The sequence below is a fragment of the Mycobacterium sp. 1165196.3 genome, from assembly GCF_001673415.1.
Lineage (GTDB): Bacteria > Actinomycetota > Actinomycetes > Mycobacteriales > Mycobacteriaceae > Mycobacterium > Mycobacterium europaeum_A.
On the sequence record NZ_LZLU01000238.1, the window covers coordinates 1 to 14,378 of the forward strand.

General features: G+C 70.7%; 12 protein-coding genes and 1 pseudogene. 7 read left to right on the forward strand and 6 right to left on the reverse strand.

Going from position 1 to position 14,378, the window contains the following annotated elements:
• The 3 genes from disA to A5659_RS23240 form a co-directional block, all read right to left on the reverse strand.
• Nucleotides 1-929 (reverse strand): DNA integrity scanning diadenylate cyclase DisA (disA, locus tag A5659_RS23230; protein WP_067184574.1); only part of this gene is annotated, 929 nt, incomplete at its 3' end.
• Nucleotides 930-956: 27 nt separating this feature from the next.
• A complete protein-coding gene (gene radA, locus A5659_RS23235) occupies nucleotides 957-2,372 on the reverse strand; it encodes a DNA repair protein RadA (RefSeq protein ID WP_066877161.1) in 1,416 nt (471 codons plus the stop codon).
• 49 nt (nucleotides 2,373-2,421) lie between these two features.
• Nucleotides 2,422-2,982, reverse strand: a complete 561-nt coding sequence (locus A5659_RS23240; RefSeq protein ID WP_066877163.1) for a hypothetical protein — start codon at nucleotides 2,980-2,982, stop codon at nucleotides 2,422-2,424.
• Nucleotides 2,983-3,271: 289 nt separating this feature from the next.
• Between A5659_RS23240 and carD the strand changes: the two genes are divergently transcribed.
• From carD to A5659_RS23270, 6 genes are read left to right on the forward strand one after another with little or no spacing between them, the layout of a single operon-like run.
• Nucleotides 3,272-3,760 (forward strand): RNA polymerase-binding transcription factor CarD, encoded by a 489-nt coding sequence (carD, locus tag A5659_RS23245; protein WP_003419482.1) that lies wholly within the window; start codon nucleotides 3,272-3,274, stop codon nucleotides 3,758-3,760.
• Between the two features lie 52 nt (nucleotides 3,761-3,812).
• A complete protein-coding gene (gene ispD / locus A5659_RS23250; RefSeq protein ID WP_067184577.1) occupies nucleotides 3,813-4,523 on the forward strand; it encodes a 2-C-methyl-D-erythritol 4-phosphate cytidylyltransferase in 711 nt (236 codons plus the stop codon).
• A 5-nt stretch (nucleotides 4,524-4,528) separates the two neighbouring features.
• Nucleotides 4,529-5,008 (forward strand): 2-C-methyl-D-erythritol 2,4-cyclodiphosphate synthase, encoded by a 480-nt coding sequence (gene ispF / locus A5659_RS23255; RefSeq protein WP_156748892.1) that lies wholly within the window; start codon nucleotides 4,529-4,531, stop codon nucleotides 5,006-5,008.
• A 49-nt stretch (nucleotides 5,009-5,057) separates the two neighbouring features.
• Nucleotides 5,058-6,467, forward strand: coding sequence for a cysteine--tRNA ligase (gene cysS, locus A5659_RS23260; RefSeq protein WP_067184580.1), 1,410 nt, complete (start codon nucleotides 5,058-5,060; stop codon nucleotides 6,465-6,467).
• Nucleotides 6,468-6,478: 11 nt separating this feature from the next.
• Nucleotides 6,479-7,411 (forward strand): 23S rRNA (guanosine(2251)-2'-O)-methyltransferase RlmB, encoded by a 933-nt coding sequence (gene rlmB / locus A5659_RS23265; protein ID WP_067018927.1) that lies wholly within the window; start codon nucleotides 6,479-6,481, stop codon nucleotides 7,409-7,411.
• Nucleotides 7,412-7,441: 30 nt separating this feature from the next.
• Nucleotides 7,442-8,383, forward strand: coding sequence for a glycerophosphodiester phosphodiesterase (locus A5659_RS23270; RefSeq protein WP_197498164.1), 942 nt, complete (start codon nucleotides 7,442-7,444; stop codon nucleotides 8,381-8,383).
• On the opposite strand, the gene A5659_RS23275 is transcribed toward A5659_RS23270, so the two are convergent.
• A complete protein-coding gene (locus A5659_RS23275; RefSeq protein WP_066877171.1) occupies nucleotides 8,380-9,789 on the reverse strand; it encodes an NAD(P)/FAD-dependent oxidoreductase in 1,410 nt (469 codons plus the stop codon). The two genes, A5659_RS23270 and A5659_RS23275, sit on opposite strands and share 4 nt — an antisense overlap.
• A gap of 170 nt (nucleotides 9,790-9,959) precedes the next feature.
• Here A5659_RS23275 and A5659_RS23280 point away from each other — a divergent pair, with 170 nt between their 5' ends.
• A complete protein-coding gene (locus tag A5659_RS23280; RefSeq protein ID WP_066877174.1) occupies nucleotides 9,960-12,602 on the forward strand; it encodes a LuxR C-terminal-related transcriptional regulator in 2,643 nt (880 codons plus the stop codon).
• Here the strand turns inward: A5659_RS23280 and A5659_RS23285 are convergent.
• Nucleotides 12,599-13,840, reverse strand: a complete 1,242-nt coding sequence (locus A5659_RS23285) for an SLC13 family permease (RefSeq protein ID WP_066863755.1) — start codon at nucleotides 13,838-13,840, stop codon at nucleotides 12,599-12,601. The genes A5659_RS23280 and A5659_RS23285 overlap by 4 nt on opposite strands.
• A gap of 13 nt (nucleotides 13,841-13,853) precedes the next feature.
• Nucleotides 13,854-14,378, reverse strand: a pseudogene (locus A5659_RS23290) (hypothetical protein); the annotation flags it as partial.

Sequence of the window (14,378 nt, forward strand, 5' to 3'; positions counted from 1 at the left end):
CGGACCAGCAGGTCGGCGTGGGCGAACTGCAGCCGGGGAATGCCGGCCAGCGCCTGGTAGCCGCGCGGGCTGACCGCCGAATCCTGCGCCTCGGTGGTGGTCGGATACCCGAAAACCTTTGCCAGGATGGTGAAGTCGAGCAGCTCGGTGTCCGACAGCGCGTCCAGCTCATCGAGCGTGGCGGTCATCTGCGCCTCGGACAACGGCTCCGGGCTGGCGTGATAGTCGCGCACGATCAGTTCCCGGGCGTTGTCGTTGCCGCCGAGCAGCTCGTCGAGCTGCAGCCGCAGCTGGCGGCCGTCGGTGCCCAGTTCGACCACGTCGTTGTCGATCACCTGGCCGATCCGGCGGACCAGCTCGAGCCGCTGCACCACCGTCATGACGTCGCGCAGCGTGACGAAGTCCTCGATCTCGGCGCGCGACAGCTGCCTGCTGACCTCGTCGAGCCTGATCTTGTACCGCTCCAGGGTGGCGATGGCCTGGTTGGCCCGCGACAGGATGGTCGCCGAGTCCGCCACCACGTGGCGCTCCCCGCCGACGTAGACGGTCACGATGTTCATCGAATGGCTCACCGAGATCACCGGGTAGCCGGTCTGGATCGCCGCCCGCTCCGCCGACCGGTGCCGGGTCCCCGACTCGTCGGTGGCGATCGACGGGTCCGGGACCAACTGCACGTTGGCCCGCACGATGCGGCTGCCGTCGGTGGACAGCACGACGGCGCCGTCCATCTTCGCCAGCTCGCGCAGCCGGGTGGGCGCGTAGCGCACGTCCAGCGCGAACCCACCGTCGCAGATGGCCTCGACGGCCTCGTCGTTGCCGAGCACGATCAGGGCGCCGGTGCGGCCACGCAGGATGCGTTCCAGGCCGTCACGCAGGCCGGTGCCCGGAGCCAGGCGGGCGACGGTTTCACGCAGGGTCGGACGAGTCACAGCATGTCATTCTTCAGGCCCGACGCGTCATGCGTCCAGCCATGGCGGGTTTGCGGGAGCGCCGCCGCGGTGGTCGGCGATGTCGATCATGTGCTCCAGCGCCGCCACGATGGTGGGCGCGCGCAGCGCCCGCATCCCGTTCGGCACGATCTCGCGCCGGGGGTCGTCACCGTCCGGGATGAGCGCGATGGAAAACCCCTGGCGAGCGGCTTCGCTCAGCCGCCGCTCCATGCCGCTGACCCGCCGCAAATCTCCAGCCAGTCCCACTTCGCCGATCATCACCGCAGTGGTGGGCAGCGGCAGGCCGGTGAGCGCTGACGCCAGCGCGACCGCGACCGCCAGATCCGACGATGGATCGGTCAGCCGCATGCCGCCGACCGTGGACAGGTAGATGTCGTTGATGCCGACGGGCAGCCTGGCGTGCTTTTCCAGTACCGCGGTGATCATCGCGGCCCGGGAGTGGTCGATGCCGCTGACGGCGCGGCGCGGCGAGCCGCCCGCCGGCGTGGCCAGCAGCGCCTGTACCTCGCCGATCAGCGGCCGTTTGCCGTCCAGTGTCACCGTGATCGCGGTGCCCGGCACCGGGGCCGGACGCTGATCCAGGAACAGGTTCGACGGGTCGGCGACGCCCTCGATCCCGTTGTCGTGCAACAGGAAACAGCCGACCTCGTCGGCCGCCCCGAACCGGTTCTTGATCCCCCGGACCATGCGCAGCGAGCCGTTGCGGTCGCCCTCGAAGTGCAGCACCACGTCGACGAGGTGCTCGAGGGAACGCGGCCCGGCGATGGCCCCGTCCTTGGTGACGTGCCCGACCAGGATCAGCGCGACGCCGTTGGTCTTGGCCGCCGCGGTCAGGGCCGACGTCACCGCGCGGACCTGCGTGACGCCGCCGGCCACACCGTCGGCCTCGGTGGTGGACATGGTCTGCACCGAGTCCACGATCACCAGCGCGGGCCTGACCGTCGCGATGTGCTCGAGGACGGTGTGCAGGTCGGATTCGGCGGCCAGGTAGAGCTCGTCGCTGCCGCAGCCGATGCGGTCCGCGCGCAACCGGATCTGGCCCGCCGACTCCTCACCGGAGATGTACAGGGCGCGGCGGCCCGCTTTCGCCCAGCGATGCGCGACCTCGAGCAGCAGCGTCGACTTGCCCACGCCGGGATCGCCGGCCAGCAGCGTGACCGAGCCGGGCACCACGCCGCCGCCGAGCACGCGGTCGAGTTCGTCTACCCCCGTCGTGCGGTGCTGGCTGGCGTTGGGCTCGATGGATGTGATGGGCACGGCCGGCGCCGCCGTGGCCAGGGCGCCGCGACGGCCGGCGACCGCGCTGAGCACCGGGACCTCGTCAACGGTGCCCCAGGTGCCGCACTCCATGCAGCGGCCGACCCACTTCGCGGTGACATGCCGACATTCCGAACAGCGGTATTGCGAGCGCGCGGTTGCCACGCCATGACGGTATCGAGCCGCTACGACAAGCCCGTGTCACGACAGGCGGTTAGCCCGCCTGGTTTTGCTGCGGCGGCGTCAGCCCGGCCGAGATCGGCACCGCGACGGTGGCCTGGCCGGCCTTCTCGAAATTGAAGGTGAAGTTGTAGGTCAGCCCGTTAGAGATGGGCTTGGCCAAATTGATGGTCGCCTTGGCCGCGGCGGTGTTCGAACCGACCGGACCCGGCGCCACCTTCTCGCCGTCGGGCGTGCCGATGAACAGCGATCCACCGGCGGGCAGGCGGGCGTCGCCGCTGACCGTCACCGTGCCGATGTCGCTGGTGATGCCGACGAGCCGGTCGGGCGTGTTCGGCGACAGGTTGACGGCCACCAGCACCAGGTCCACGGTGCGGCCCGGCTGCAGGTAATCACCGCTTTGGTAGGCCTGGATCCGGATGTTGCGCAGCGCCACGTTGTTGAACGTGACCTTGTTGCCGTTGATGGCGGGCTCCTGGACCGCCATCTGCGAGACCTGTCCGGCTCCGCAACCGCTGAGCAGAGCGGCCAGGACGGCCATCACGCCGGCGACGGCGAGCGCGGGAAGGCCGAGGCGGATCTTGAAGCGGTTCACTCTCTCGAGCCTCCTGCTGAGCCGGTTCGACTGATGCAACTATGCACAGTAGTAGGAAGGTCTTGCGCGCGATAGCGCGGGGCGCCAGACCAGCGCCGGAGCGCCGTAACAGCCGTCCTCGAGGCCGCCGCCGGGCCGCGCCGGGGGCGTTGGTAATGTGCTGCACTGCACGACTTGGTCCGCATGTCAACCCCTAATCTGCGCGTGTTGTGCCCCTGACCTGCATCGTTGCTTCGCGCGTAGTTAGGCGGCCGTGTTAGGATGAAGTAACGAAAGGGGCTCGAATCAGATGATCTTCAAGGTCGGCGACACCGTTGTTTACCCGCATCACGGTGCTGCGTTAGTCGAGGCGATCGAAACCCGGACGATCAAAGGGGAGCAAAAAGAATATCTCGTCCTGAAGGTGGCGCAGGGCGACCTGACCGTTCGAGTTCCCGCCGAGAACGCTGAGTATGTGGGTGTCCGCGACGTCGTCGGACAAGAGGGTTTGGACAAGGTTTTCCAGGTGCTGCGGGCCCCGCACACCGAGGAGCCGACCAACTGGTCGCGCCGCTACAAGGCCAACCTCGAAAAGCTTGCTTCCGGCGATGTCAACAAGGTCGCCGAGGTAGTCCGCGACCTGTGGCGTCGCGATCAGGAGCGTGGCCTGTCGGCCGGCGAGAAGCGCATGCTGGCCAAGGCCCGCCAGATTCTGGTCGGCGAGTTGGCGCTGGCCGAGAGCACTGACGACGCCAAGGCGGAGACCATCCTCGACGAGGTTCTGGCCGCCGCTTCCTGAAGGTCCTGACACTCCGTTGGTCCCGCAGCCGGGGTTGGTCCCGCAGCCGGGGTTGGCCCCGGAGACGGGCACGTCAGGCAACGTAGTCGCAGTCGTCCCCGCCGCAGGGTCGGGCGAACGACTGGCCGCAGGTATTCCCAAGGCATTCTGTTCGGTCGACGGCCGTACGTTGCTGCAGCGCGCCGTCGCCGGTTTGTTGGCAGCCGGGGTGGTTGATCAGGTCGTGGCGGCCGTTCCCGCCGACCGGATCGACGAGGCCGGGCGGGTGCTGGCTGATGACGTCGAGGCCGGCCGAGCCACCGTCGTCGCCGGCGGGACCGACCGCACCGAATCTGTGCGCCTGGCCCTGGCCGCCGTCACAGCCGCCCCCGAGTACGTCCTCGTGCACGACGCCGCGCGTGCCCTGACGCCCCCGTCGCTGGTGATCCGCGTGGTGGAGGCGCTGCGGGCCGGCCACGACGCCGTGGTGCCGGCCCTGCCCCTGCATGACACCATCAAGGCCGTGGACGCCAACGGAGTGGTGCTCGGGACGCCGGAACGCGCCGGGCTGCGTGCCGTGCAGACCCCGCAGGGCTTCGCGACCGGTCTGCTGTTGCGTGCCTACGGGGCCTACCGGGCCGGTGGCGGCGTGGGTTTCACCGACGACGCGTCGCTGGTCGAGCATGTCGGTGGCCAGGTCCAGGTGGTCGACGGCGACCCGCTGGCATTCAAGATCACCACCCAGCTCGATTTGCTGCTGGCCGAGACCGCCGTGCGCCGGTGAACGCCGTGCCGCCGCTTCCCCGGGTGGGCCTGGGCGTCGATGTGCACCCGATCGAACCGGGACGGCCGTGCTGGCTGCTGGGTCTGCAATTCGGCGACGCCGACGGCTGCGCGGGGCATTCCGACGGCGACGTGGGGGCGCACGCCCTGTGTGACGCGGTGTTGTCGGCGGCCGGGCTCGGCGACCTCGGGACGGTGTTCGGGGTCGACGATCCGCGCTGGAAAGGCGTCAGCGGCGCCGACATGCTGCGCCATGTCGCGGATCTGGCGTCGCACCACGGTTTCCGGGTCGGTAACGCCGCCGTACAGGTCATCGGCAACCGGCCGAAGGTCGGTCCGCGCCGCGCCGAGGCGCAGCGGGTGCTGTCGGAATTGCTGGGCGCGCCGGTGTCGGTGTCGGCGACGACGACCGACGGGTTGGGGCTGACCGGACGCGGTGAGGGCCTCGCCGCGATCGCCACCGCGCTGGTCGTCTCCACCGGGTAAGCCCGCGCAGCGCCGGGCGCCGGGGAACTACCCGGTAAGCTGGCACGTCGTGACCGATCAGGCCCGCTTGCGGCTACACGACACGGCAACCGGCGCCGTGCGTGATTTCGTTCCGCTGCGCGAGGGTCACGTCTCCATCTACCTGTGTGGTGCGACGGTCCAGGGCCTGCCGCACATCGGCCACGTCCGCAGCGGCGTGGCCTTCGACATCCTGCGCCGATGGCTGATCGCGCGCGGCTGCGACGTTGCGTTCATCCGCAACGTCACCGACATCGACGACAAGATCCTCAATAAGGCCGCCGCGGCGGGCCGGCCGTGGTGGGAATGGGCGGCGACCTACGAGCGGGCCTTCAGCGCCGCCTACCACGCCCTGGACGTGTTGCCGCCGTCGGCCGAGCCGCGGGCCACCGGGCACATCACCCAGATGGTCGAATTAATGGGACGGCTGATCGAAACCGGTCACGCCTACGCCGCCGGCGGCGACGTGTACTTCAACGTGCTCAGCTATCCCGAATACGGGCAGCTGTCCGGGCACAAGATCGACGACGTCCATCAGGGCGAGGGCGTGGCCACCTGCAAACGCGATCAGCGCGATTTCACGCTGTGGAAGGCCGCCAAGCCCGGCGAGCCGTCCTGGCCCACCCCGTGGGGTCGCGGCCGCCCCGGGTGGCACCTGGAATGTTCCGCGATGGCCCGCACCTATCTGGGGCCGGAGTTCGACATCCATTGCGGCGGAATGGATTTGGTCTTCCCGCACCACGAGAACGAGATCGCCCAGAGCCGCGCCGCCGGCGACGGGTTCGCCCGCTACTGGCTGCACAACGGCTGGGTAACGATGGGCGGCGAGAAGATGAGCAAGTCGCTGGGCAACGTGCTGGCCATACCGGCGCTGCTGCAGCGGGTGCGCGCGGCCGAGTTGCGCTACTACCTGGGCAGCGCCCACTACCGGTCGATGCTGGAGTTCTCCGAGACCGCGCTGCAGGACGCGGTGAAAGCCTATGTCGGCGTTGAGGAATTCCTGCACCGGGTGCGGGTGCGGGTCGGCGGCGTCGAACCCGGGCAATGGACCGCACGCTTCGCCGAGGCCCTCAACGACGACCTGGCCGTGCCGGCCGCGCTGGCCGAGGTGCACCAGGCGCGCGCGGAGGGCAACCGGGCGCTCGACTCCGGCGACCACGACGGCGCACTGCGGCACGCCGGCGCGATCCGCGCGATGATGGGCATCCTGGGCTGCGACCCGCTCGACGAGCGCTGGGAGACCCGCGACGAGACGTCGGCGGCGCTCGCGGCCGTCGACGTGCTGGTGCAGGCGGAGCTGGAGAATCGGCAGAAGGCGCGCGCGGAACGCAACTGGGCGCTGGCCGACGAGATCCGCGACCGGCTCAAGGAGGCCGGCATCGAGGTCACCGACACCGCCGACGGGCCGCAGTGGTCGCTGCAGGCCAGTCCAGAACAGTAGGGGCCGAGTAGATGGCCGGCAACTCGCGCCGCCGCGGGGCGATACGCAAAGAGGGCACCAAGAAGGGCCCGACCGTGGGTTCGGGCGGCCAGCGCCGCCGCGGCCTGGAAGGTCGTGGCCCCACCCCACCCGCGCACCTGCGCCCCAACCATCCGGCCGCCAAGCGCGCCAAGGCCCAGAGCCGTCGGCCCACGCGGGGCAAGACCGACGAATCCGAGACGGTGCTGGGCCGCAACCCGGTGCTGGAGTGCCTGCGGGCCGGGGTGCCGGCCACCGCGCTCTACGTGGCGCTGGGCACCGAGGCCGACGAACGGCTCACCGAATCAGTCACTCGCGCAGCCGACTTGGGCATCTCGATCCTGGAGGTGCCGCGCACCGATCTGGACCGGATGACCGCCAACCATCTGCATCAGGGCATCGCCTTGCAGGTGCCGCCGTACAACTACGCCCACCCCGACGATCTGGTCGCCGCCGCGCTCGCCTCGCCGCCGGCGTTGCTGGTCGCGCTGGACAACATCTCCGACCCCCGCAACCTGGGTGCCATCGTCCGCTCGGTCGCCGCGTTCGGCGGCCACGGCGTGCTGATCCCGCAGCGGCGATCGGCCTCGGTGACCGCGGTGGCCTGGCGCACCAGCGCCGGGGCCGCGGCGCGCATCCCGGTGGCGCGGGCCACCAATCTGACCCGGACACTGACGGATTGGGCCGGTCGTGGGCTGCGGGTGATCGGTCTCGACGCCGGTGGTGACACCACGCTCGACGACATCGACGGCACCGATCCGCTGGTGGTCGTCGTGGGATCGGAAGGCAAGGGGCTGTCGCGGTTGGTGCGGCAGAACTGCGACGAAGTCGTGTCCATCCCGATGGCCGGGGACACCGAATCGCTGAACGCGTCGGTGGCCGCCGGGGTGGTGCTCGCCGAAATCACCCGCCAGCGCAGGGGATGAGTGATCGCGCGCCTGGCCGCCGCGTTGCTGATGCTGGCGGTGCTGCTCGCCGGGCCGGCCACCGCGCGACCGTCGGAATTCGACCTGCAGGCCCATCGCGGCGGGCGAGGCGAGACCACCGAGGAATCGCTGCGCGCGTTCGCCAAGGCGATCGAATTGGGCGTCAGCACATTGGAATTGGACATCGTCATCACCAAGGACGGGCAACCGCTGGTGTGGCACGACCCGACCATCGAGGCCGAAAAGTGCGCCGACACCGCGCCCGCGTTCGCCGGTGACCCGCAGTATCCATACGTGGGCAAGCTCGTGCACGAGCTCACCCTCACCCAGGTCGACACCCTGGACTGCGGGCGCCCGCTCGCCGACTACCCCCAAGCCGAAGTGGTGTGGGGCAACAAGATCGCGACGCTGCCGCAGGTTTTCGCGCTCGCCGACTCCTACCGCGCCGACGCCGTGCGCTACAACATCGAGACCAAGGTGGAGGCCGACCGCCCCGGCGCATCGGCCGAGCCGCAGGAGGCCGTCGACGTGATACTGGCCGCGGTCAGGTCGGCGGGCAAGGCCGACCGGGTGGAGATTCAGAGCTTCGACTGGCGCACCCTGCCGTTGGTGCGGCACGCCGAGCCGTCAATTCCGTTGGTGGCCTTGTACGACCAGCACACCTGGGCGCCGGACTCGCCCTGGCTGGGCGGAGTGAATCCCGCGTTCGTCGGCGATCCCCTGATCGGCGCGCGGACGGTGGGCGCGGACATCGTCTCACCCGACTACCGGCTGGTCTCCGGCCAGCCGTTCGTCGACCGCGCGCATGCGTTGGGGCTCAAGGTGATTCCCTGGACCGTCGACGACGCCGCCGCCATGCGCCGGCAGATCGGTTACGGCGTCGACGGCATCATCACCGATTACCCGACGTTGTTGCGTACCGTGCTCGCCGAACTGTCGATGCCGTTGCCGCCGGCCTACCGGCGGGGCTAGCGGGGCACGCTCCCCGCCAGGTCACCGTTCGCGCGAGCCGGCTGGTTGTCGCCGCGTCGCGGCCGGCGAAGGTTGGCCAGCGCGGCACGCCACATCATCGTGGGGTGCAGCAGCCGGTCGGCGGGGTCGATGAGCGCGGTGACCCTGACGAACCGATCGACCGCGATCGCGTCGTATTCGGCGGCGGTGAGGATGCGGTCGATGTAGCCGTTGAGCAACCGGGTGAGTAGCGGTGCGGTGCCCTCGATTTCGGGTAGGCACAGGTCGGGGTTGGCCGACAGCTCCCAGGCCTGGCGGATCGGCACGGTGGCGGCCCGAAAGAATCGCCGGGCCAAATCATCTGTGCCGCAGGACAAGCAGTCGCGCAGCGCCAAGGCCTCCAGCGCGGCGACGGTCATGCCCTGGCCGTAGATCGGGTTGAAGCTGCAGATCGCGTCGCCGATGACCAGCAGGCCCTGCGGAAAGCGTCGCATCCGGTCGTAGCGGCGCCACTGGCTGGACGGTTGGACGTGCCGGGTGGGCTCCCCGAGGGGTTCGGCGGCCCGGACCGCGGCCAGCAGGCGGGCCGGTGCGCAGTCCTCGACGAACTCGCACATCGACGCCAGGTCGGTGAGCGGCGCGTGGCCCGCGATGCCGTAGACGGTGAACGTCCACGTGTCGTTCTCGCAGTTCAGCATGCCCACACCACGCGGCCGGCCGGGCACGGCTCCCACGATGAACCCGAATTCGTGCAGCACGTCCGGTGCCATGCGCAGGAATTGGCTCACGTAGGTCAGGCGCACCGGGACGTGCACCTCGGTCGGGCGTTCGTAGCCCAGGGCATGCAGCCATGCCGGGGTCCTCGCGCCGCGCCCGGTGGCGTCGACCACCAGATCCGCGCTCAGTGCGAGGTCTTCGCGGGTGCGGCGGTTGACCACGCGGGCGCCGGTGACGCGCCGGCGGTCCGGCGTCGTGGTCAGGTCGACGACGTCGTGGTCGTCGAGCAGCGTGATGTTGGGCATCCGGCGCAGGCGCGCGCGGACGTGCTCCTCGAGGAAGGGCCGGGTCGCCAGGTGCACGGCGAACGAGGGGGCGCTGCCCGAGCGCGCCATCAGGTGCCCGCCCAGGTCGTAGTGCACCCGGGACAGATCCTGGCCGTCGGTGTGGTGTGCGCCGTCGATGACCAGCTGATCGAGGATGCCGGGGAACAACTGCTCGAGCACCTGCCCGCCCCGGGGCAACAGCCCGTGCAGATGCCGGCCCTGCGGCACGCCCCGGCGCGCGGTCGCCGTTTCGGGCGCGATGTCGGGCAACGGATCGCGCTCCACCACCGTGACCGTGCCGAAGAACTCGCTGAGCGATCTCGCGGCCAGCAGACCGGCCATGCTCGCTCCCAATACCAGTGCGTGATTTCCGATCTTTGCCATAGCCCACCGCTCTTGTTGACCACACGTCCGACAAAACTCATGCTCACGGGCGCCGAGGCGGGCCGACAGCGTAGTCGACTACGCGATTGCTGCGGGTCGGGTGCACATCGGGCCACCCAAAGGCCGGCAAAGCCTCCCATCCGATGCGTGCGCGCCGTTATAGTCGCCGAGTGATCGGCGCCGAGCCGCTGACGGGGCGTGACAGCGAACTGGGAATCATTCGCCGCGCCCTGGGTGCGGGTGCCAAACACGCGGGCGTCGTGCTCGCCGGAGCCGCCGGCGTCGGCAAGACCTGGTTGGCCCACGAAGTGCTCAAGCGTGCCCAGGCGTCGGGGCAGCGGACGCAGTGGATCGTCGGCACCGACTCGGCGCAGGCGTTGCCCCTGGGGGCCTTCATCGGCGCGATGACCGAGGCTTTGAACGAGGCGCAGTCCGATCCGCTGACCGATGTGCGCCGCGTGATCAATTCGTTTGTCGCCCAACAGCGGCAGCGCCGGGTGCTGATCGGGGTCGATGACGCGCACCTGCTGGACGGGCTGTCCGCGCTCGTCGTCCACCAGCTCGCGCAGTGCGGCGGGGTCCGGCTGGTGGTCACCGTCCGGACCGGCAGCGACGAACCGGACGCGGTGACGGCATTGTGGAAAGACGGCCTGTTGGAACGGCTTGATCTCGAACCGCTTTCGGCGGCGGCGACCCGTGAGGTCATCGAGACCAAGCTGGACGGCCCGGTCGACGCGCGCAGCGCGGCGCGGTTCCAGAAGCTGACCGGCGGCAACGCCCTGTTTCTGCGGCAGCTCTTGGCCGACCAGGTCGCCGCGGGGCGGATGCGCAAGACCGCCGGGGTGTGGATGTGGGACGGCGACGTCGCGGTCTCGGCGAGCCTGTCCGACACGGTGGGCCGCCAGATGGGCCGGCTCGGCCCGCGGGTGGCGATGGTGATCGACACGCTCTCGCAATGCGAGCCGCTGGCCGTCGAGGTGCTGTGCGATGTGGTGCGGCGCCGCGACCTGGCCGAGGCCGAGCAACTGGGCCTGGTCAACATCGAACGCACCGGCGCCGGCTTGACGGCCCGGCTCGCCCACCCGCTGTTCGGTGAGTTGCGCCGCGCCAGCGCGGGCGAGCTGTATCTGTCGGAGATCCGGGGCAGGCTGGCCACGCGACTGGCCGACGTGGGCGACGCAGACATGCAGGCCACGGTGCGCCGCGCGCTGCTGCGCCTCGAGTCGGACCTCGACCCCGACCCCGACCTGTACCTGGAATCGGCACGGCACGCGATGACCCTGCTGGATCTGGAGTTGGCCGACCGGTTCGCCACCGCGGCCGCCCAAGCCGGTGCGCCGGGGGCCGCCGGGGTGCGGGCCATGAACCTCGCGCTGCTGGGGCGGGGCGAGGCGGCCGAGTCGGCGCTGCGCGCCTTGGCCGACAGCGACGTGCCCGACCGCCACCACTGGGCGACGGTGCGGGCGGCCAACCTGATCTGGCACCTTTACAACCCCAACGCAGCGGCGCAGATCCTCGACGATCTTGCCGCGGACCCTTCCGAGACGCCGGCCCAGCGAGCGGAGCGGCTGGCGATACAGGCGTGCCTGGATGCGGTGGCCGCGCGCTGCGAGTCCGCGACCGAAAACGCCCGGGCCGCATTGAGTTTCCCCGAACTACCCGGCTTCCACGCGATGATGGCGTCGCTGGGGCTGATCATGGCGATGGGCGCGCTGGGACAGGTCGGCGAGCTCGCCGGGGTGGCCGAGCAGGCCCTGCGGCGCGCGACGACGTCCTTTCAGGCATCGCATATGCGGTTCTGGTTCGGCGCCGTCTACGGACGCGCCTGTCGGCTGACCGGTCGGATCGATGAATTCGTCAGCACCGCACGGCAACTCGCGGCATCATCGCGCGACATCCCGGGCCTGGCCTATGCGAACCTGGCCCTGCTGTCGGGCAACGCCGAGCTGGCTCGCGGTGCGGTCGCCGAGGCGGCCCGACTGGTGCACGAAGCGGTGGCCGGGGTGCAAACACACTACGTGACAACGGGTTTGCGACCCGCGAGCTATTTCGCGTTGGCCGAGGCGCACGCCAAGCTCGGCCAGGCCGACGAGGCGAACGACGCGGTCGCCGCGGCGCGGTCGTGCGTGCCGGCCGACTTCCGGTTCATGCACACCGGCCTGGCCCTGGCCGAGGGGTGGGCGATGGCGGCGAACGGCCGATTGGGCGAGGCCGTGGCGTCCGTCGCGCAGGCCGCCCGGCTGGCCCGCGACCGCGGTCAGCCGACCCACGAGCTGGCCTGCATCCAGGCGGCGGCCCAATGGGGCGATGCCTCCCAGGCGGCGCGGGCGCGGGAGCTGGCCGACGCGTTGTCGCTGCCGCTGGCCGACGCGGTCGCGTCGCATGCCGGCGCGCTGTCGGCCCGGGACGGCGAGGGCCTGCTGGCGGCTTCGGCGGCCTACCGGCGGATCGGCGATCGGGTGGCGGCCGCCGATGCGGCCGCGCAGGCCTCGGCGGTGTTCGACGAAGGCCAACATCACCGCCGCGGGCTGTACGCCGCGGCGTTGGCCAGGGAACTGGCCGACGAGTGCGGTGGCTTGCACACGCCGGCGCTGCACACCCCGACGGGTCTGAAGTTGTCGGGCCGCCAGCGCGACGTCGTCGAGCTCGTGGTGGCCGGGCTGTCCAACCGCGAGATCGCCGAGAAGCTGGTGATGTCGGTGCGCACCGTGGAGGGCCACGTGTACCGGGCCTGCCAGCGAGTGGGGGCGCAGTCGCGCGAGGAGCTGGCGTCGATCATCCGGTCGGGCCCCTGCGGCTCGCCCGCGCGCTAGAGACCGAGCAGCCGCGCCGAGGCCCACAGCGCGAGCACCGCCACCGCCAGCGACGCGGGCACCGTGCACACGCCGAGGCGGGTGTATTCGCCGACCCCGGCGTCGACGTCGTGCTGGCGTAACACTCGCCGCCACAACAGGTTCGACAACGATCCGACGTAGGTCAGGTTGGGGCCGATGTTGACCCCGATGAGCACCGCCAGCACGGCCACCGGCCCGCTGGGCGCGACCAGCGGCAGCAGCACCAGCGTGGCGGGCAGGTTGTTGACGACGTTGGCCAGCGCGGCGGCCAGCGCGGCGATGGCGAGCAGCGCGGGCAGGCTCGAACCCGACGGCAGCACCGCCGACATCGCCCGGTCCATCCCGTTGAGCATCACTGCCTGCACCACGACGCCCAGCGCCAGCACGAACACCAGGAACGAGATGTTGACCGAGCGCACGATGTCGGACACCGAGGTGTGCCGATGGCGCAGGCTGCGCACCGCCAGCACGGCGGCGCCGCACAGCGCCACCCAGGCCGGGGCGATGCCCACCGACTGGGCGACCGCGAACCCGGCCAGCGTCAGCGCCACGACCAGCAACACGAACACCGGCGGGCGCGGCGGTGCGCCCAGCTCTTCCGGGTCGGGCTGCACCCGCAAGTCCTTGGCGAAGAACCAGCGGAAAATCACGTAGAGGACGGCGATCGCGCCCAGCCACGGCGCCGCCATCGCGAGGGTGAACCTGGTGAACGAGATGTTGGCGGTGTGGAACGCCAGCAGGTTGGTCAGGTTCGACACCGGCAACAACAGCGATGCGCCGTTGGCCAGATGGGCGGTGGCGTAGGCGTAGGGCCGCACCCGGGTGCGCTGCCGGCGCACGGCCGCCAGCACCACGGGGGTCAGCAGGACCACGGCGGCGTCCAGGCTCAGCACCGCGGTGATCAGCGAGGCGATGACGAAGACCCGCCGCAGCAGGCCGCCCGACCCGACCTTGCCCCGGGTGATCGCCGCGCCCGCGGCCTCGAACAGGCCCTCGTCGTCGCAGAGCTTGGCCAGCACCAACACCGCACCCAGGAAGGCGACCACCCCGGACAGATCGGCGATCTGTTTGACCGCCTGGTGCACCGAGATCGCGCCGACCGCGATCAGGATCAGGGCCGCCGGGACGGCGGCCAGCGCCTCGGGCCAGCCGCCCGGGCGCGCGACGGCGAACGCGAGGACCACGGCAAGCAGCAACAGCGCCAGCGTCAGGGCCAAGGTGCCAACCGCTCTACTTCCAGGGGTCTTCGCGCCGCCACACCGTGGGCAGGTGCACCGAGACACCGTCCTGCGCGGCGAGCTCGTCGAGGACGCGGACGGAGACGTCCAGGTCGTCGCCGGCATAGGGCAAGGCCCGCAACGGCTTTGTCAGCGGGCGGAAGAAGTCGTCCCAGTGAATGAGGATCACCCGGCGCGCGCCCACCGCGCGCACGGTCTCGGTCCAGTAGTCGACCAGGTACGACCGCGGCTGCAGCCCCAGCTGCCCGACGGACAGGTACGCCGCGTCGGCGCGCTGGCCGGCCAGGGCGCCCTCGACGAAGCCGGCACTGCCTTGGATCAGCAGGCGCCGGCCCGTCGGCCGGTGGTGCACCAGCGTCGACCAGGACTCGCCGCAGCGATACGCCGATGCCCGCACCGGCGGGGTCACCGGTTCGCCGATGACGCCGGGAAACCGGTCGGGCGGGCAGTCCGCGGCCAACGTCGGAAGGGGATACGGCCTGCCGCAGGACCGGATCGTCGTCGCGGCCGACGGCGA